19 protein-coding genes and 2 pseudogenes are annotated in these 16,666 nt (G+C 33.2%); 8 read left to right on the forward strand and 13 right to left on the reverse strand.

The genetic code is table 11. The features are described from left to right. Positions 1-47: 47 nt before the first annotated feature. Entirely contained in the window at positions 48-1,265 is a 1,218-nt protein-coding gene (locus ACFVRR_RS10450; RefSeq protein WP_141437789.1) for an NAD(P)/FAD-dependent oxidoreductase, read from the reverse strand. Between the two features lie 348 nt (positions 1,266-1,613). On the opposite strand from ACFVRR_RS10450, the pseudogene ACFVRR_RS10455 reads away from it, so the two are divergent. Then, positions 1,614-1,808, forward strand: a pseudogene (locus tag ACFVRR_RS10455) (ferredoxin--NADP(+) reductase); the annotation flags it as partial. A gap of 292 nt (positions 1,809-2,100) precedes the next feature. On the opposite strand, the gene ACFVRR_RS10460 reads toward ACFVRR_RS10455, so the two are convergent. From ACFVRR_RS10460 to ACFVRR_RS10470, 3 genes are all read right to left on the reverse strand, one after another. After that, positions 2,101-2,454 carry a HesB/IscA family protein gene (locus tag ACFVRR_RS10460; RefSeq protein ID WP_098565754.1) on the reverse strand — a complete coding sequence of 118 codons (354 nt, stop codon included), beginning with the start codon at positions 2,452-2,454 and terminating at the stop codon, positions 2,101-2,103. Further along, positions 2,455-3,321, reverse strand: a complete 867-nt coding sequence (gene dapF / locus ACFVRR_RS10465; RefSeq protein ID WP_387327889.1) for a diaminopimelate epimerase — start codon at positions 3,319-3,321, stop codon at positions 2,455-2,457. 347 nt (positions 3,322-3,668) lie between these two features. Next, entirely contained in the window at positions 3,669-3,905 is a 237-nt protein-coding gene (locus ACFVRR_RS10470; protein ID WP_056468696.1) for a YuzB family protein, read from the reverse strand. Positions 3,906-4,101: 196 nt separating this feature from the next. Between ACFVRR_RS10470 and ACFVRR_RS10475 the strand changes: the two genes are divergently transcribed. Next, a complete protein-coding gene (locus ACFVRR_RS10475; RefSeq protein ID WP_069034814.1) occupies positions 4,102-5,169 on the forward strand; it encodes an NAD(P)/FAD-dependent oxidoreductase in 1,068 nt (355 codons plus the stop codon). A gap of 69 nt (positions 5,170-5,238) precedes the next feature. Here the strand turns inward: ACFVRR_RS10475 and ACFVRR_RS10480 are convergent, their stop codons facing one another. The 3 genes from ACFVRR_RS10480 to ACFVRR_RS10490 all read right to left on the reverse strand — a co-directional run bounded on the left by ACFVRR_RS10480 (position 5,239) and on the right by ACFVRR_RS10490 (position 7,166). Then, positions 5,239-6,204, reverse strand: coding sequence for an SPFH domain-containing protein (locus ACFVRR_RS10480; protein WP_387327893.1), 966 nt, complete (start codon positions 6,202-6,204; stop codon positions 5,239-5,241). A 15-nt stretch (positions 6,205-6,219) separates the two neighbouring features. Next, positions 6,220-6,639: an NfeD family protein gene (locus tag ACFVRR_RS10485; RefSeq protein ID WP_387327896.1), complete on the reverse strand. Its 420-nt coding sequence runs from the start codon at positions 6,637-6,639 to the stop codon at positions 6,220-6,222. 224 nt (positions 6,640-6,863) lie between these two features. Then, positions 6,864-7,166, reverse strand: a complete 303-nt coding sequence (locus tag ACFVRR_RS10490; RefSeq protein ID WP_387327897.1) for a DUF1462 family protein — start codon at positions 7,164-7,166, stop codon at positions 6,864-6,866. Positions 7,167-7,288: 122 nt separating this feature from the next. Here ACFVRR_RS10490 and ACFVRR_RS10495 point away from each other — a divergent pair, with 122 nt between their 5' ends. Then, positions 7,289-7,516, forward strand: coding sequence for a NifU family protein (locus ACFVRR_RS10495; RefSeq protein ID WP_025671774.1), 228 nt, complete (start codon positions 7,289-7,291; stop codon positions 7,514-7,516). A 214-nt stretch (positions 7,517-7,730) separates the two neighbouring features. On the opposite strand, the gene yutH is transcribed toward ACFVRR_RS10495, so the two are convergent. Beyond that, on the reverse strand, positions 7,731-8,729 hold the full coding sequence (gene yutH, locus ACFVRR_RS10500; protein ID WP_387328330.1) for a spore coat putative kinase YutH: 999 nt from the start codon (positions 8,727-8,729) through the stop codon (positions 7,731-7,733). Between the two features lie 719 nt (positions 8,730-9,448). On the opposite strand from yutH, the gene ACFVRR_RS10505 reads away from it, so the two are divergent. Continuing rightward, a complete protein-coding gene (locus tag ACFVRR_RS10505) occupies positions 9,449-9,970 on the forward strand; it encodes a phosphatidylglycerophosphatase A family protein (RefSeq protein WP_387327900.1) in 522 nt (173 codons plus the stop codon). Positions 9,971-10,086: 116 nt separating this feature from the next. Here ACFVRR_RS10505 and ACFVRR_RS10510 read toward each other — a convergent pair whose 3' ends face one another. After that, positions 10,087-10,857 (reverse strand): TIGR01457 family HAD-type hydrolase, encoded by a 771-nt coding sequence (locus ACFVRR_RS10510; protein WP_387327903.1) that lies wholly within the window; start codon positions 10,855-10,857, stop codon positions 10,087-10,089. A gap of 263 nt (positions 10,858-11,120) precedes the next feature. After that, complete coding sequence (locus tag ACFVRR_RS10515; RefSeq protein ID WP_387327906.1) at positions 11,121-11,570, reverse strand: DUF86 domain-containing protein; 450 nt, start codon at positions 11,568-11,570, stop codon at positions 11,121-11,123. 225 nt (positions 11,571-11,795) lie between these two features. Here ACFVRR_RS10515 and glpX point away from each other — a divergent pair. Continuing rightward, a pseudogene (gene glpX, locus ACFVRR_RS10520) lies at positions 11,796-12,000 on the forward strand (fructose-bisphosphatase class II); the annotation flags it as partial. A gap of 14 nt (positions 12,001-12,014) precedes the next feature. Further along, positions 12,015-12,284, forward strand: coding sequence for a DUF3055 domain-containing protein (locus tag ACFVRR_RS10525; RefSeq protein WP_025672291.1), 270 nt, complete (start codon positions 12,015-12,017; stop codon positions 12,282-12,284). Between the two features lie 235 nt (positions 12,285-12,519). Here ACFVRR_RS10525 and ACFVRR_RS10530 read toward each other — a convergent pair whose 3' ends face one another. Beyond that, positions 12,520-12,795, reverse strand: a complete 276-nt coding sequence (locus tag ACFVRR_RS10530; protein ID WP_056468720.1) for a YutD family protein — start codon at positions 12,793-12,795, stop codon at positions 12,520-12,522. Between the two features lie 91 nt (positions 12,796-12,886). Here ACFVRR_RS10530 and ACFVRR_RS10535 point away from each other — a divergent pair, with 91 nt between their 5' ends. After that, complete coding sequence (locus ACFVRR_RS10535) at positions 12,887-13,498, forward strand: YhcN/YlaJ family sporulation lipoprotein (RefSeq protein ID WP_387327910.1); 612 nt, start codon at positions 12,887-12,889, stop codon at positions 13,496-13,498. Between the two features lie 99 nt (positions 13,499-13,597). On the opposite strand, the gene lipA is transcribed toward ACFVRR_RS10535, so the two are convergent. Beyond that, positions 13,598-14,482, reverse strand: coding sequence for a lipoyl synthase (gene lipA / locus ACFVRR_RS10540; RefSeq protein ID WP_056468726.1), 885 nt, complete (start codon positions 14,480-14,482; stop codon positions 13,598-13,600). A gap of 185 nt (positions 14,483-14,667) precedes the next feature. Between lipA and ACFVRR_RS10545 the strand changes: the two genes are divergently transcribed. Continuing rightward, entirely contained in the window at positions 14,668-15,657 is a 990-nt protein-coding gene (locus tag ACFVRR_RS10545; RefSeq protein ID WP_387327914.1) for a M23 family metallopeptidase, read from the forward strand. Between the two features lie 82 nt (positions 15,658-15,739). On the opposite strand, the gene yunB is transcribed toward ACFVRR_RS10545, so the two are convergent. Further along, positions 15,740-16,564, reverse strand: a complete 825-nt coding sequence (gene yunB / locus ACFVRR_RS10550; RefSeq protein ID WP_387327916.1) for a sporulation protein YunB — start codon at positions 16,562-16,564, stop codon at positions 15,740-15,742. Positions 16,565-16,666: the final 102 nt, after the last annotated feature.

Here is a 16,666-nt window from a genome sequence, read left to right on the forward strand (position 1 = left end):
ATACAAAGAAAAAGCCCGACTTACGTCGAGCTAATATCCTAATATGCTTATAGCAAGTTTAATTTACCTTTTTTAAGAACTAACATTGGTCCACCAAGTACGAATAAATAACGGTTATCAATTACTTTTTTCATAAATGAAGCTTTCCAACCAGTTAATTTTTTACCGTAAACTACGCCAATTGCATCATCATGTCCTAATGAACATACTGTACCTTTAATGTCTGGTGTGAATTCTTCTAATTCACCTTTTCCACGAACTAGTACTGCTAAGTTGTGTGCAACATTAAATCCTTGTTGAATTGCAATTTGTGCTGTTGGTGGGTATGGACGGTTACTTGCTTCGTCAATTAATAAAGCAGAGTCACCAACGATGAATACATCGTCATTTCCAGGAACACGCATATCTTTTGTAACTTTTACACGTCCACGCATAGCCTCAAAACCAGATTCCTCTACTAATGCATTTCCACGTACACCTGCAGCCCATACAACTGTTGCAGAGTTAATTTTTTCTTCTACATCACCTTTAGCAACGATGATCCCATCTTCAGTACATTCTTTAATAGCTGTACCAATTTTGAATTCTACACCTTTTTTCTCTAATTGAGAAACAGCATAGTCAACTAATTCAGGATCAAAACCTGGTAATACCATTGGTGCAGCCTCTACACAAATAATACGAACTAAATCACGATCGATATCATATTCTTTGCATAATTCTGGAACACGGTTTGCAAGTTCACCAACAAATTCAATACCAGTAAATCCAGCACCACCAACGATAATCGTTAATAACTCATCGCGCTTTTCAACTGGAGTGTTGTAGTATTTAGAGAAGCTGTAATCAATATGCTCACGAATTTGACGAGCAGCATTAATGTTAGCAATTGAGAATGCATGTTCTTTTAATCCTTTAATTCCAAAAGTCTCTGACTCAAAACCTAGTCCAACTACTAAATAATCATAATCTAATTCGCCATTAGAAAGTAATACTTTCTTCTCTTCAGGTTTGATTTGAGTAACAGTATCTTGAATAAAGTTAATTTTATCTTGATTAATCACGTCTTTAATATCAAGACGTGTACGGTCATGGTGTAATGTACCTGCTGCATTTTCATGTAACCATGTTGCTTGGTAGTGGTAGCTGTTTTTATTTACTAGTGTAATGTCCGCTTCATTTGCAGATAATGTTTTTTGAAGTCGAGTTGCAGTAATAATTCCACCGTACCCAGCTCCAAGGATTACAATCTTAGGCTTATTCATGATATACATACCATCCTTTTAAATTATATTAAGTACCTACAATTTGCCGTAATATCTCTAAATTTATAACTAAGCTCAATAGTGAGCAATCTAACTCATTATAAATTAGTACATAAGTGAGCAAACGTTTATATAGGGAGATTTGTCTAAATATTTCGTAATAATTGTCACAAAATGTTAACAATTAGCCTATAACAATATTAAAGTTTTTTGTGTAAGATTTCAAGCATAAATCTAATCGGTAGAATTCTCAAAATATTAAGCGAAATTGGTTATTTTTTGATCCACACCTCAGTTAATCGGTATAAAATATGATATTATTCTATTATAGATGACATGCATTTATACATTGTTAACTCACACATGGAAACAAATGGTCCAGGTATTTATGCTGCTGGCGATATTTGTACATACGATGGAAAAGTTAAACTAATTGCTTCTAGATTTGGTGAAGCACCAACAGCAATCAACCATGCTATAACATATATTGGTTCAACTGCGAAAGTACAACCAGGTCATAGTTCTTTAATGTTTCTAAAATAATTTTAATCTTACTTGTGATATATTGAACAAAGTACAACACAATTCGTGAACCATTTCACAACCAACTTCTTAAAAAACTAATTCAAATTTTTATCTACACTATATAATAGTACACAACTTCAAAAAAGATTCAATAATTTACCCTGAATTTGTAAAAATATTAACAATTAAGAATTTTGCCTAGTTTGTATAATAGAAAAAATAGGATACAAACGTATCCTATCAGTGTTTAGACAAAGTACTAAAAACTTGATTTTCAGACTGATTGCAAGCGCTTGGCGGGCAGTCTGAATTAGCACTCTTCAGGTGTACCTGCATTCGTAGCTGTTCTAAAACTAGAACCACATCCACATGATGCGATTGCATTTGGATTTTCGATTGTAAATCCTCCACCTAGTAATGACTCCTTGAAATCAATTACAACTCCCTTTAAAATTGGAGCACTTTCATTATCAATTAAAAACTTAATGCCATGATATTCTAATTCTGTGTCATCATCATTTTTTTGTGGATCGAAACCAAGTCCATATGAAAGTCCAGAGCAACCTCCACCTTTTACTCCCAAGCGTACAAAAGTGTTTTGATCTTCTTCGTTTTCAATCATTTCTTTAATTTTTAAACCTGCTTGTTCAGTAACTGTAATCATTTATTTCACTCCTCTTTGAGTATAGTATATGCCTTCTGTTATTGTAACTGCTGGGCCTTTCATCCATACATCCCCATCAGCAGACCAAGTAATTTGTAAATCTCCACCTTGGAGGTGAACAGTTATCGGTTCATCTCGTTTATATTTACCTTCTTGTATCATAGCGACTGCTGCAGCACAAGCTCCTGTTCCACAGGCCTGAGTTACACCAGAACCTCGCTCCCATACAACGAAATTTATCTCATTATGCGGCAAACATTCGATAAATTCAACATTTACGCTTTCAGGAAATAAATCATGTTTTTCAACAATTGGACCTAAAGTTGTTAATGGTGCCTTTTTTATATCAGTTACTTCAAAAACAGCATGTGGATTTCCCATCGAAACTGCTGAAAATTCATAGCTTTTTTCTTCAAAGAAAATTCTGTCCTTAGCATATTCCTGGTCATCACCAATCATTGGGATTTGTGATCTTTGGAATATTGGTTTCCCCATGTTTACTGTTACTTGATTAACAATATTATTTTCAACATGTACCGTTGCTTCAACAATTGTACTGATCGTTTCAATCTTAAATGAAGTATTATTTGCAATTCCATGTTCATATGCATATTTAGCTACACATCTAAGACCATTACCACAATTTTTAGCTTCTGACCCATCATTATTAAATACTCGCATTTTTACATCTGCAACTTCTGATGGACAGATTAATATCATTCCATCACTACCAATACCTGTATTAATATTTGAAACTTCAACTGCAAGTTTAGAAAGCTCTTTTTCTCTTAAATTTTCTTCAAACATATTTACATAAATATAGTTATTTCCTAATCCATGCATTTTTGTATAACGAAAAGAATTCATTTTCATGACTCCTTACTTTTTTTATTAATACAAGTATAAAATTTAAATGAATTGAGCACAATAAGAACATCCCCCGTTTCTCGATATAGAAACATTTTAAGAGCTTCACTTAGGTGAATGCTCATTTTTTTTGCATTAATTTTGCTCAACAATTAAAAATAGTGTACGTAATAAAAATAATATTGGTTAATGTCATGAATCTAAAGAATTGTAATTTTTCCCTAATATTGAATTGTTTGATTTAGGGAATGTTCGAGAGATGTAAAACGGATTTTAAGGAAGATTAAAATATTGTTGAAATAGCTCGAAAAATAGAAAAAAGCACTGTTAATTATTAACAGTGCTTCTTATATCAACATATTTTCTTCTAAGAAAATATAAATATTATCTACTAGCTCGGTTGCCGTTTCTCCAGTAACTACTTCCCCTTCAACTAGTGCAAAAAGTGATAGACTACATTTTCCACAATATCCAAGGCAGCCATATTCTAGTATGTCTAGATTTGGATCACGTTCAAGCTGTTCTAAAGCTTTTTGTGCACCGTCTGCTAGGTTTTTTATACAAAATTCGACTAATGGTCTCACTATTTTTCACTCCTTGCTCATCATAAAGTTACTCTTTTTTTTAAAAAACGTCAATCCTTTTGAGAATAAATGGAATGAGCTTTATTTTACCGAGTTAGGCGTTGTTATTTTAACATAAAATATATATAATATAATTGTCGAAAAATAGAAAAATTTTTTCATTCAACGCTAATAAAACAAAAGGGGAACATCAACTATGAAAAACCTCGTATTACTAGGTGCCGGATATGGAAATATTCGTGCTTTGTCACGTCTATTAACATCTGATTTACCTGAGGATGTTCATATCACATTGATTGATCGAAATTCTTTTCATTGCTTTAAAACTGAGTATTATGCATTAGTTGCAGGTACAGTTCCAGAGCAACACATTAGAATACCATTACCAACTCATGAGAAATTAAAGGTTGTATATGGAGATATTACTACAATTGATACGGCAAACAAGAAAGTAGAATTAAGCAATGGAAAATCAGTTTCTTATGATGATTTAATTATCGGTTTAGGTTGTGAGGATAAATACCATAATGTACCTGGTGCACCGGAACATACTTATAGTATTCAAACAATTGAAAAAACAAGAAACGCTTATGAAAATGTAAACAGTCTACCTCCTAATTCAGTAATCGGTGTTGTAGGTGCTGGTTTAAGTGGTGTAGAAGTAGCTAGTGAACTAAGAGAAAGTAGAAGCGATTTACAAATTTTACTTTTTGATCGTGGAAGCCGAATTTTATCAATGTTTCCAGAAAAACTTAGTTATTATGTACAAAACTGGTTCATTGAGCACGATGTAAAAATTGTTAGCAATTCAAACATTACAAAGGTTGAGAAAAATACTTTATTTAACCATGATGATGAAATTCATTGTGACGCTGTTATTTGGACAGCGGGAATTCAACCAGTTGAAGTTGTCCGCAATTTAGACGTAGAAAAAGACAATACAGGAAGAATCGTTGTAACGAAATATCATCACATGCCAAACGATGAGCATGTTTATGTAGTGGGAGATTGTGCATCATTACCATATGCACCTTCTGCACAGCTTGCGGAAGCTCAAGCAGAACAAATCGTTATGGTTTTACAAAAGAAATGGAAAGGTGAAGACCTTCCAGAAGTAATGCCTAAAATAAAATTAAAAGGTATTATGGGCTCATTAGGTAAAAAACATGGTTTTGGACTATTCAATGAACGCCCACTACTCGGACGTGTTCCAAGATTAATTAAGTCTGGAATCTTATGGATGTATAAATACCACAATGGTTGATTAACAAATCTTTTTAACAAAATTAATATGCTAAAAAGCCCCTTAACATAATTGCTAAGGGGCTTTTTTTTATTCTGTTTTATCAGATTTAATAACTTCTTTTACACTTTCAACCATCCCTAAAAGCTTTGTAGCGTCTGTGGGAATAACAAGTTTTGATGCATGACCGTAAGCTACTTTTTCTAATGCTTCCATTGAACGCAATTGAACCATTTCTTTAGTTGGCTCTGCATTTCTCCAAACATCTAACACAAGTTGTTCCCCTCTAGCTTTCGCTTCAGCAAGTTTAATGATTGCTTCCGCTTCCCCTTCAGCGCGTAAAACTTGAGAATCTTTTTCTCCTCGAGCTTTTTCAACTTGGCTTAAACGTTCCCCTTCTGCTTCAAGAATTTTTGATTGCTTTTCCCCTTCTGCTTTCAGGATTTTTGATTCTTTTTCACCTTGTGCATTTAATACTTTTTCACGACGTGTACGTTCTGCTTGCATTTGTCTTTCCATCGCATTTTGAATATCAACAGGTGGAATAATATTTCGGATCTCTACACGATTAACCTTCATTCCCCATTTATCAGTTGCTTGGTCAAGAATTGAACGGAGTTTATTATTAACTGTATCACGACTTGTTAAAGTTTCATCTAAATCTAATTCCCCTATTAAGTTACGTAACGTAGTAGCAGTCAAATTGGAAATCGCAGACAGTGGATTAGCAATTTCGTATTCATGACGTACAACATCAGTTACTTGATAAAAGACAACTGAGTCTACTTGGATACTAACATTATCTTTTGTAATCATTGATTGTGGTGGAAAATCTACCACAGTCTCACGCAATGTTTTTTTACTAGCTACACGTTCAACAAATGGCATTACAACGTGGATTCCACTCTCTAACTTACGATGAAATTTCCCTAATCGTTCTACTAGATATACTTCAGATTGTCTAACAATACGAATACTTGATAATAAAAGTAACACAACAAATAAAACAATAATACCAATAATAATTGGACCAACCATAGAACTTACATCAGACATAGCACTTCTCCTCAATTAGTTATTTTTCACGTATAAAGTTGCACCTTCTATTTTTGTTACAATTACCTTTTCATTTAAAAATAATGGTTCAGTAGAACGGATTGTCCATTCATCACCATAAATTTTGGTCGTGCCTACTGTATCATCATTTATTTCAACAGAAGCTACAACCACCTCTTTACCAACTAATGCATATACTCCATTTTCTATCGTTTTATGCTGGTGGATTCTTTTTGCAAATTTCTTTGTACTAAGCCACAAAATTAATGCACTAACAATAAAAACGATAAAAGTAAAGGTGTTTGATCCTGTTAAATAATTTACAACTGATGCTAGAATGCTCGCAATACCAATCCACAAGAATACAAAGGTTAACGAAAACATTTCGATAATAATTAATAAAACTCCAATTACAAATAAACTGATCGTAACCATTCCACCCCTCCTCCCAATTCTATATATATGCCAAAAATTGTAATTTATTTGTCTTTACACTTCTATTCTATCATGTAAATCTTCAGCATTTTACATAAAATAGTGAATTTTATTAAAACATTTTAATTTTTTTGGAAAAGAATCAATTACAATAAGACCCCTACAGAAAAACAATCTATATTCAATAAAAAACCCCTTAAATTTTTGTAAGGGGTTTAAATTCATTATAATTCAATAGCGTTATAAACATCTTTTAATTTTGGATTACCTTCACCTACAACATTTCCATTTACTAAAACTACTGGATAAAAAAATTCATCATTTCTTACTCGTTCAGCGAAATCTTCTTTTTCATTATTCACTACATTAAATATATCAATGTAGTGAAAATCAAAGGCTAAGTCAGGATATTTTCTTTGAAGTGCAGCTTGAAGCCATTCAAAAGTTTCAATTGATGATGGCATTCCTACACAACTTGCACATATTACTTCAGCTCCAAAAACTTCCACTAAAATTTTATTACTCATTTTCTCCTCCTAGCATACAATAAGGGTGTGTCCGAAAATAATTTCAAACACACAAAGTACTCTGTAATAGATTTTTTCCTCTTAACTGATTATAATAAAATTAGTGAAAGGAGTCGATATGAATGGACATGAAAGAACAAGTACAAGAAGTTTTAGATAAATTAAGACCGTTTTTACTACGTGATGGTGGAGACGTTGATTTAGTTGATATTGAGGATGGTATTGTTAAACTTCGCCTTTTAGGTGCATGTGGCAGCTGCCCAAGTTCAACTATTACATTAAAAGCTGGTATTGAGCGAGCTTTATTAGAAGAAGTACCTGGTGTAATTGAGGTAGAGCAAGTATTCTAATATATTTACAATACTAAAAGAGAGGGTTAAAAACCCTCTCTTTTTTGTATATATTTGTATGTAAAACCAAAAATCTGATATTCAGACTGATTGAAAACGTTTGTCTTTCGAGGCGCGAAGCCTGGTGAGGAGCGGAGTTACCTCAGACGGTAATGAGCACCACAGACAGGCGAAGCAACGAAGAAAGCGAGCGTTTGTCAACAGTCTGAATTTTTTATTTTAGCCATTTAATTTCACGAATCCCTAACTTAGCCGCTGGTAGTCCGATCAAATCATAAAATCCACCTAGAAAAGATTCAAACTCATTAGTGTTTTCAAGATAATTAACTAACTTACGCTCATACCTTTTCCGATCCGCATCGCTCCTTGCCAAATAATATCCTTCAATTGTTTCAAAATAGTGTACGGGAAAAAGCAGTCTTGCAAATAACAAACGCCACGCAAAAGTAGATAATGGACTTTTCTTTTCATAACCATAAAAAAATGAGAGGATTTTCTTTTGATAATTATCAGGATTCTCTAAATATTCATCCCTAACCCATTCAGCAAGATCTCTGCTTGGATGATCGTAAATCCATTCAATCGGTACTTTCGCAAAATGAATTTCTTTTTGTCTTCTTTCAGTCATTTTTTGATGACAAATTGTTGCTGCATCAACGACTTGAGGAGTATCATCTAGTTCAGTATCTACAACATATTGAATCGCATTTTCAGTCATTCCGAGATAATAAGGAAAAGATTCAATAAATATTTGTTCGAAAAAATTTTCGGGATGACTATTCACTTTACTTTGCCAAAATCTTTCTAATTGCTCTAACCGTTTTTCCCATAAATTCTTCCATTTCCCAATCCTATTTAATCTTTTCAATTCATCTGAATATTTTTTCCCTCTTAAATGAAAAATTGCAAGTTCTTCACCGTTATTATTACTGCGTTCATTTTGTCTGTTACTCTTAAATAAAGAATAATTATTTCCATCAATCTTACTCACATAGTACCCTTGAACATTTTGAACAAAGGTTGCGACCGATTGATCTCCGGTTGAGCTCATAAAATCACTTAAACTCTTCATTTCCTGCAAATCATCTTCTTTTAAATTTCCAATGGGTGCAAGAAAATACACCCTATTCCGCTGCCAAAACATGTAATATGACTGTACTTGAAGTAATTCAGCTGGTTGAATTTGATAATGAGTAAACATGTCTTGAATGATGTTTTGGTTGCGAATAAACATCATCACTCACATCCTTCTTATACCTACTTATTTAATATATATGTCACAAATCTAAAAACCTGTACCCTACTTTTTCACTTTCTATATATAAACCCGAATGGCCATACACAAAAAGGGAGAAAATGACGTAGTATATATGAAATGTGGAGGCGGGTTGGTCAGCCCCGACAAGCATAAGACAAAGGCCAAGAAAAGTTGCTTTTTACTTTTATTGGACTTTGGCTTATGACCTCGAGGGGCTACCCGCCGGAACTAGACATCATGAAATGTGGAGGCGGGTTGGTCAGCCCCGACAAGCATAAGACTAAGGACAAGAAAGGTGCTTTTTACCTTTATTGGCATTAGGCTTATGACCTCGAGGGGCTACCCGCCGGAACTAGACATCATGAAATGTGGAAGCGAGTTGGTCAGCCCCGACAAGCATAAGACTAAGGCCAAGAACTCGGGTACTAAATAAAAATATGTAGGCAAATGGTTCAACAGATAAGACATAAGTAATAAATTATATGTCTCAACAATTTTTTATTATGTTTTAACTTTTTTTATAAAGGGGAATTTTGTTCGATATCGAATCATATATAATTAATCCTCTTATTTCTTAAAAAGAATTTATAATAAAGGTTTTAATTATTTTATGAAATCTCCATTTTAGTTATTTTTATAGTAATTAAATCAATCGATAAGGAAAAGGTGATGAAATGGAATATTTAAATCACGATTTAGAAAAGACTGCATTATCGTTATTAGAAAAAAGAGGTGTTTCGCTCGATGACATTGCTGATTTAGTTTTCTTTTTACAGAATAAATATCATGAAAATTTATCTTTGGATGAGTGTAAACATAATGTTGAGAGAGTCTTGACAAAACGTGAGATACAAAATGCCATCATTACTGGTATTGAATTAGATATTTTGGCAGAGCAGGATAAACTACAGGAGCCGTTGTTGGCTATTATCAAAAAAGATGAAGGCCTTTATGGAATTGATGAAATAATTGCCTTATCGATCGTAAATGTGTATGGTTCAATTGGATTCACGAATTACGGTTACATCGATAAATTAAAGCCTGGAATTTTAGAAAGATTAAATGATAAATCTACAGGCTTAGTAAATACATTTTTAGATGACATTGTTGGAGCAATTGCAGCTGCTGCATCTAGCCGACTTGCTCATCGTGCCGCACATAAAAAGGCTGATCAAATTAAAGCTGAAGATGAATAAAAAAGAGTGGTCTCATAAGTCAATCAACATTTGAGACCACTTTTTCATTTGAAATAACACAAAAACCCCACAAGTAAATTAATTACTAGTGGGATTTTTTAAGTTTAGATGTTTTCTTAGATATTTTTAATCCACTCTTCTAATGAGTCAACTGAATAAGTTGGCTGCGTTTCGTAATTTGACAACATATCCCTTGTCGTTACACCAGTATGAACAATCAATGTGTCAACACCAGTATTAATCCCAGCCATAATGTCTGTATCATAATAATCACCAATCATTAATGTATCCTCTTTTGCAACACCAAGAACTTTTAATGCTTGTTCCATAATAATTGATTCAGGTTTTCCAATAAAAATTGGTTTTACTGTAGTAGATACAGCAATAACAGATGTTAGTGAACCATTTCCAGGTAATAAGCCTCTTTCAGTCGGAATCGCTATGTCACCATTAGTAGATATAAATGTCGCGCCATTTCTTACGGCTATACAAGCCTTTGCTAATTTCTCGTAATTAATACTACGGTCTAAGCCACTAATTACAAAATCAGGATTTTCATCTGTAATTGTTAAGCCAACTTCCTCTAAGGCATATTGTAAGCCCTCTTCACCGATCATATAAACAGTAGCATCTGCCTTTTGTTCTTTTATGTAATTTGCTGTGGCATTACTTGTTGTAAAGACCTGTTCTTTTGTAGTTGGAATATTAAAGGAATTAAGTTTATCAGCAACTTGTTCTGGTCTACGTGTAGAGTTATTCGTTACAAAAAGGTAAGGGATATTTTTTTCCTTCAAAGCCTTTATAAAAAGACTAGCTTCCTCTATTTGCTCCTCGCCACGGTACATCGTTCCATCTAGATCAATTAAGTATCCTTTATATTTTTTCATATTGCCACTCCTTACTAGTCAGGCTATTCACTTCGCAAAAAAACGAACAGCCTAATATTCAAAGTTTTTTTATAGAGAAATAATTCGAAAATTATTCCAGTGTGTAGACAAAGTTCTAAAATTTGATTTCCAGAATGATTGAAAACGCTTGTCTTTCGAGGCGCGAAGGCAGGTGAGGAGCGGAGTTACCTTTGACGGTATTGAGCACCGCAGACAGACGAAGCAACGAAGAAAGCGAGCGTTTGTCAACAGTCTGAAATAGATTATTTTTCCTCATCACTACTAAAAGCATTAATTACTCCTAGTTCCTTATCAAGAAAAGCTTGAACCGCAACCGGGAATTCCTTATATGCTTCTATATTTTCGCTTAATGTCGTCACTATTTTTTCTGTAATTGAAGATGTGTAATCTTGTAATAAATGTTTTCGAATTGGAACTAATTTTTTTATCGATTCTCCAGTTGATTCAGTAATAACTTTTTCATCCATTAGAATATCAACAATGTCATCATAACTTCCAGGGTCCCTCATTATAAAGCCATCAATCATTGTATTTCCAATATCTAACATACTGTCAATCAAAAGATGTGTCATTCTTTCCAAAGCTAATTCTTCTATTTTATTTTTTGGATGGCTGTTTGACTCATAAAATTCAAGCATTGAATTCAAAATTTCAATTCGATCTAATATGTTTTGACGATTTACAAAGTACATATGTACACTTCCTTCTCAATTCTATCTTCTACATTTTATGGACTTATATTTATTTTATAGCTAAATTCGAAAAAAATCGACAAATGAAAGCGTTTCTTACCGATTTTTGTTATATTATATAGGTGAATATTTTTCTGGGGTTGGACTTTTTTTCGAGCGTGAACTAGCACTTAGATTGTAAGAGTTACTGAAGCAGCTACCCTTACCTCTGCTCATTGGATGGGACGTTGTAAGAAAAATGTGCTAAACCCAAGACAATTATTAACATTAAATGATTTAGTAAAAGGTGACGATGCAATTTTTGCTACTACAGGAGTTACTTTCTTAGGTGGAGACTTAGTCGAAACTCATTTAATTGTAATGAGAAAACTGTGTGACTATTAAAGCACATCACCATTTAGAATATAAGCCAAATCTTATTTTAGTATAATGGAGGAATAAAAAATGTCAGAACGTTTTTTCTTATATGATGACACTATTCAAGCAAAGACTCGTTTTGTAAGCTTTATGGGAGAAGAGCAAAGACATGATCTTGCTTTAGTATATTCTGATCGCCATTACGGCAAAGTTATGATTATGGATATGCAAAGTAATCGATTTGCAATTATTGGTTCAGATGATTTAAAAGAAGAAGGTTACTTAGAATTTGCTTTCGGAATTTCTGAGGAAAAGGCAGCTGAATTATTAGATTTTCTTAGTGAAATTATTTTTTAATTTTTCAAACCTGTGGATAAATAATTTATTTTTACTAAATAATCTGAAAAATAGTGGATAACTAAAAAGTTGTCCACTATTTTTGTGATTAAGTCTTCAGTTATTCACATTTTTGTTGAAAGATTCAAACTTATCCACAAGGTTTTTATTCTTTCAAAAAATCAAAAAATATTTTATCCACAAAATTTGTTTATGTAATTTACCTAAAATAAAAAATGATGGGTTTCCCCATCATTTAATTTTTTACTTTCTTAACCACAAAATATTTACATCCAAAATTACAATATTCATAAATATATTCACGTAATGTACTTATTTTTGAATCATATGGAACATTTTTTTGAGAATCATCAAAAAATCCTCTAAGTCTTAGTTGCTCATAGCCCCAATCCCCAACAATGTAATCATACTTTGAAAGGATCTCTGCATATCTCGCTTTAAAAGCTTCTTCATTGAATCCTTCACGGTAATCTTCAACCACTTCATAGCAAATATTCTGTATGCAAACCAATTTGTATTCTCCTTCCTTTTACTCCCATAAATATGTAACTAATATTTTGGCATACTAATTCTACAATGATTATTAAAAGGTGGTATTTAATATGCGGAAATATTTAGTTTGTTTATTAACCTTATTTTTATTAACAGGATGTTCATTCGGTCCAAGTCATTCTAGACAATTTGATTATGAGGACGTAACATATAAAAATGAACATCGAACAAATCCAACACCTAAACAATTAAATACAAAGCCGATGGATTTAGGCGATGTAAATGCTAAAATGTCAAATAACTCTTACAAAGATTATGGCTTTTCTAGACTACAAAAGCAAGATGTTTTAGGTAAAGATGGTGATTATACTTTAACTATCGATAAACAAGAAGTGTCAAAATTCATTTCTTATTTAGTTGTAAAGCTTCCTGATATAGACGATGCAGCTACACTAGTCACAGACCAAGAAGTATTGATTGCTTATCGATCAGATGGTGATAAAAAACTAGCTAGAAAGCAAGTTGAAAAAACAGCTCAATCTGCACTTCCTAGTTATTATCATATCTTTACTTCAAATTCCTTACAAAATATAAATAATATTGAACAACTAAATAAATATGGACAGCTTAATGATGGACAATTAGAGCAAAAAATCAAAGATTTAGCTTCAGGCTTTGATGTGGATAAACAAAGCATGCATTTTGACCAAATTTCAAAATAATAATCAAAATAAAAGCACTAGCAGGGGCTAGTGCTTTTACAATTTCCAAATAATTTGATTTTCAGTCAGTAAGCATTAGCTTAGGCTAGTGCTTTTTTATTATGCTTGTTTAGCAGCTTCTACTTGTTCGTCAGCATGGTATGATGAACGAACTAGTGGACCAGCCTCACAGTGTGAGAATCCTTTTCCTAAAGCAACTTCTTTTAGAGCTGCAAACTCGTCAGGAGTATAGTATTTTTTTACAGATAAATGAGTTTTCGTTGGTTGTAAATATTGACCTAATGTAATGATATTTACACCTGCAGCACGTAAATCATCCATTGCTTCGTAAATTTGCTCATTTGTTTCACCTAAACCAAGCATGATGCTTGATTTTGTAGGGATGCTAGGGTTAATTTCTTTTGCTCTACGTAAAAATTCAAGTGATCTTTCATACGTAGCTCTTGCACGAACACGTGGAGTTAACTCTCTAACTGTTTCAATATTATGGTTCATAATATCTGGTTTTGCATCCATTAACATTTTAAGGTTTTCAAATTTCCCACCCATATCAGATGGTAAAACTTCAATTGTAGTAAATGGATTTGCTTTTCTAACTTCTCTAACAGTTTCTGCAAATACAGCTGCTCCACCGTCTCTTAAGTCATCACGAGCAACTGCTGTAATTACTACGTGTTTAAGGTTCATTTGTGTTACAGATTCAGCAACTCGAACTGGTTCTTGTAGATCAAGTTCAGTTGGTAAACCAGTTTTAACTGCACAAAAACGACATGCACGAGTACAAACCGCACCTAGGATCATAAATGTAGCTGTTTTTCTAACTGCCCAACATTCATGGATATTTGGACAACGAGCTTCTTCACAAACAGTGTGAAGATTTTTAGATCGCATCATTTTCTTTAATTCTGTGTAAGATTCATTTGTGTTTAATTTTATTTTTAGCCACTCGGGCTTTCTCAAATATTCTTCTTTTTTTGATGCCATTTGAAATTCCTCCAACGTTTATTCGTTTACGACATATTTCATTTTTTCTTCCAATAGTTTATATATTACTACATTTTTCGCGGATATGAAAAACTTTCGTTTGATTATTTCTATTATCCTATAATTCCCATTTATGAAAGTCGCTCCTTTAACCAAACTATAGATGTAAATCAATTTAAAGGATGATGGTTTTGAAAAAAATAATTGTACTTTTTTGTATGGTGGTTACCTTCATAATGCCATCATTTACAAATGCAGAAGAAATTGATCAAGCTCAGCTTAATAAAGAACGAATGGCCTTATATAAAAAAGGTGAAACACTAACGTTTATCCCTTGGTATTACTTTGCAGCTATAGATACTTATGAACGAAATGTCCGTAGTGTTAGGAACGATATACCAAAACGCGAAAATGGGGTCCTTTCGATCTATATTAAGCCAGAGGATTGGAGTGGCCTATCAAATCCCGTTAAGAAAGACACATACGCTCCTACTATCCATTTATTTAGCGGCATTGGTTTAGATGGAAATAATGACGGAAAAGCTTCATTAGAAGATGATGAGGATATTCTGTACACTTTCATTCATCGATTGCATTTCTATGGCCCATCCAGGCAATATATTCGAATGATGCTATGGGATTACTACCAAAGAGCAATAACTGTTGATATTATCGATGAATACGCTAGTTTGTATCAATATTACGGAAAATTAAATATAGAAGGTAATGCCTTCCCATTACCAATTCGCAGTACACATAGTTATCGTAGTACGTGGGGTGCACCTCGAAGCTTTGGCGGACGAAGAGTTCATGAAGGTACTGATATTTTTGCAAATTATGGTACTCCTGTAAGGTCTACATGCTATGGAGTTATTGAGACAAAGGGCTGGAATCGAATTGGAGGATGGAGAATCGGAATTCGAGACTTATATAATAATTATCATTACTACGCTCATTTAGGCGGCTTTAACAAAGACCTCCAAAGAGGGCAAGTAGTCGAGCCAGGAACACTAATTGGCTATGTTGGAAGTACTGGATATGGACCTCCAGGGACATCTGGAAAATTCCCTCCACATTTGCACTATGGTATTTACAAAGACAATGGTTATTCAGAGTGGTCATTTGATCCTTATCCAAAATTACGCCTTTGGGAGCGTCAGGATCGAAGTAAATAACGAAGGTAAACTGAAACCTTTAATTATAAAAGAGCAGACTAACTTTTCCTTATGTACTAAGTTAGTCTGCTCTATATTAAATTTATTTTTTTCCTTTTTTGTTGATGGGATTAGCCTGAGTATTTGGAGTAAATGGAATATAACTTGGAACTTCCCCATCGATAATTTCAGTAGCAATTGGGACTTCTACTTTCACCTTTGTTGATTTTGTACTAAACGGGATAATTACATTCATATTTACTTCTACATTCATAATAATTTCGACTACAGAATTATCAAATCCAAATGGCTTAACTTCTTGTGTAACATTAGCCACTGCATCACCGACTACAGAAAAGCGAACTGGTATAGTAGGTCCAAGTTTACCTAAAAGTACTGTATTTGTAACGACCCCAATCGGTACTTTTAAATAAAGCCCCTCATTATCCGCCTTCATTTTCTTCATTTCTGCTTTTGATAAAGATAAAAATGATAAATCCCCATTTTCAACTCTACGTATATTCTCTTCAACATGCGAAGTAGTAGAACCAATTATTTTATTGATTAAATATGTATTCGTACTTATTATCGCCTTCCCATTCTCATCAACATCCCGAATGATAATATCCTGCCCTTGCAGTTCCTTAGATGCCGATTCATACGCTTCATTGATCACTAAAGAAGCAATTCGTCTTGTTTGTTTCTCAGAATATTTTAAGATCGTTGGAGTGAAAATTTTATCAATTTCCCAAAAAGCATATAATGAAAAAAATAATAGAACAATACAAATAACTACATATTTATTTGGAAATATATTACGAATTGTTTGGGTTATTTGAGCTGAATTAGTTTTAAATCCGCCAAAAGATTTTCTTTTTGAAACAAAAAATTTATTTTTTGGAACACGTCTGTACTTAAACCTCTTCATCGGATCCATGCCCCCTTTCTAATGGGTATGCATGTCAATGCCTGTTCATTCTTAATGGATTTGTACAAAAACAAGAAAAAAGATGCTCCAGTCATTTCTCTG

This window comes from Gottfriedia sp. NPDC057948 (assembly GCF_042887255.1).
In the GTDB taxonomy this organism is placed as follows: domain Bacteria; phylum Bacillota; class Bacilli; order Bacillales; family Bacillaceae_G; genus Gottfriedia.

Coding starts and splice junctions, on each gene's coding strand:
- ACFVRR_RS10450 (WP_141437789.1), bottom strand. CDS start 1,265: ATGAATAAGCCTAAGATTGTAATCCTTGGAGCTGGGTACGGTGGAATT.
- ACFVRR_RS10460 (WP_098565754.1), bottom strand. CDS start 2,454: ATGATTACAGTTACTGAACAAGCAGGTTTAAAAATTAAAGAAATGATT.
- dapF (WP_387327889.1), bottom strand. CDS start 3,321: ATGAATTCTTTTCGTTATACAAAAATGCATGGATTAGGAAATAACTAT.
- ACFVRR_RS10475 (WP_069034814.1), top strand. CDS start 4,102: ATGAAAAACCTCGTATTACTAGGTGCCGGATATGGAAATATTCGTGCT.
- ACFVRR_RS10480 (WP_387327893.1), bottom strand. CDS start 6,204: ATGTCTGATGTAAGTTCTATGGTTGGTCCAATTATTATTGGTATTATT.
- ACFVRR_RS10485 (WP_387327896.1), bottom strand. CDS start 6,639: ATGGTTACGATCAGTTTATTTGTAATTGGAGTTTTATTAATTATTATC.
- ACFVRR_RS10490 (WP_387327897.1), bottom strand. CDS start 7,166: ATGAGTAATAAAATTTTAGTGGAAGTTTTTGGAGCTGAAGTAATATGT.
- ACFVRR_RS10495 (WP_025671774.1), top strand. CDS start 7,289: ATGGACATGAAAGAACAAGTACAAGAAGTTTTAGATAAATTAAGACCG.
- ACFVRR_RS10505 (WP_387327900.1), top strand. CDS start 9,449: ATGGAATATTTAAATCACGATTTAGAAAAGACTGCATTATCGTTATTA.
- ACFVRR_RS10510 (WP_387327903.1), bottom strand. CDS start 10,857: ATGAAAAAATATAAAGGATACTTAATTGATCTAGATGGAACGATGTAC.
- ACFVRR_RS10515 (WP_387327906.1), bottom strand. CDS start 11,570: ATGTACTTTGTAAATCGTCAAAACATATTAGATCGAATTGAAATTTTG.
- ACFVRR_RS10525 (WP_025672291.1), top strand. CDS start 12,015: ATGTCAGAACGTTTTTTCTTATATGATGACACTATTCAAGCAAAGACT.
- ACFVRR_RS10535 (WP_387327910.1), top strand. CDS start 12,887: ATGCGGAAATATTTAGTTTGTTTATTAACCTTATTTTTATTAACAGGA.
- lipA (WP_056468726.1), bottom strand. CDS start 14,482: ATGGCATCAAAAAAAGAAGAATATTTGAGAAAGCCCGAGTGGCTAAAA.
- ACFVRR_RS10545 (WP_387327914.1), top strand. CDS start 14,668: ATGGTTTTGAAAAAAATAATTGTACTTTTTTGTATGGTGGTTACCTTC.
- yunB (WP_387327916.1), bottom strand. CDS start 16,564: ATGAAGAGGTTTAAGTACAGACGTGTTCCAAAAAATAAATTTTTTGTT.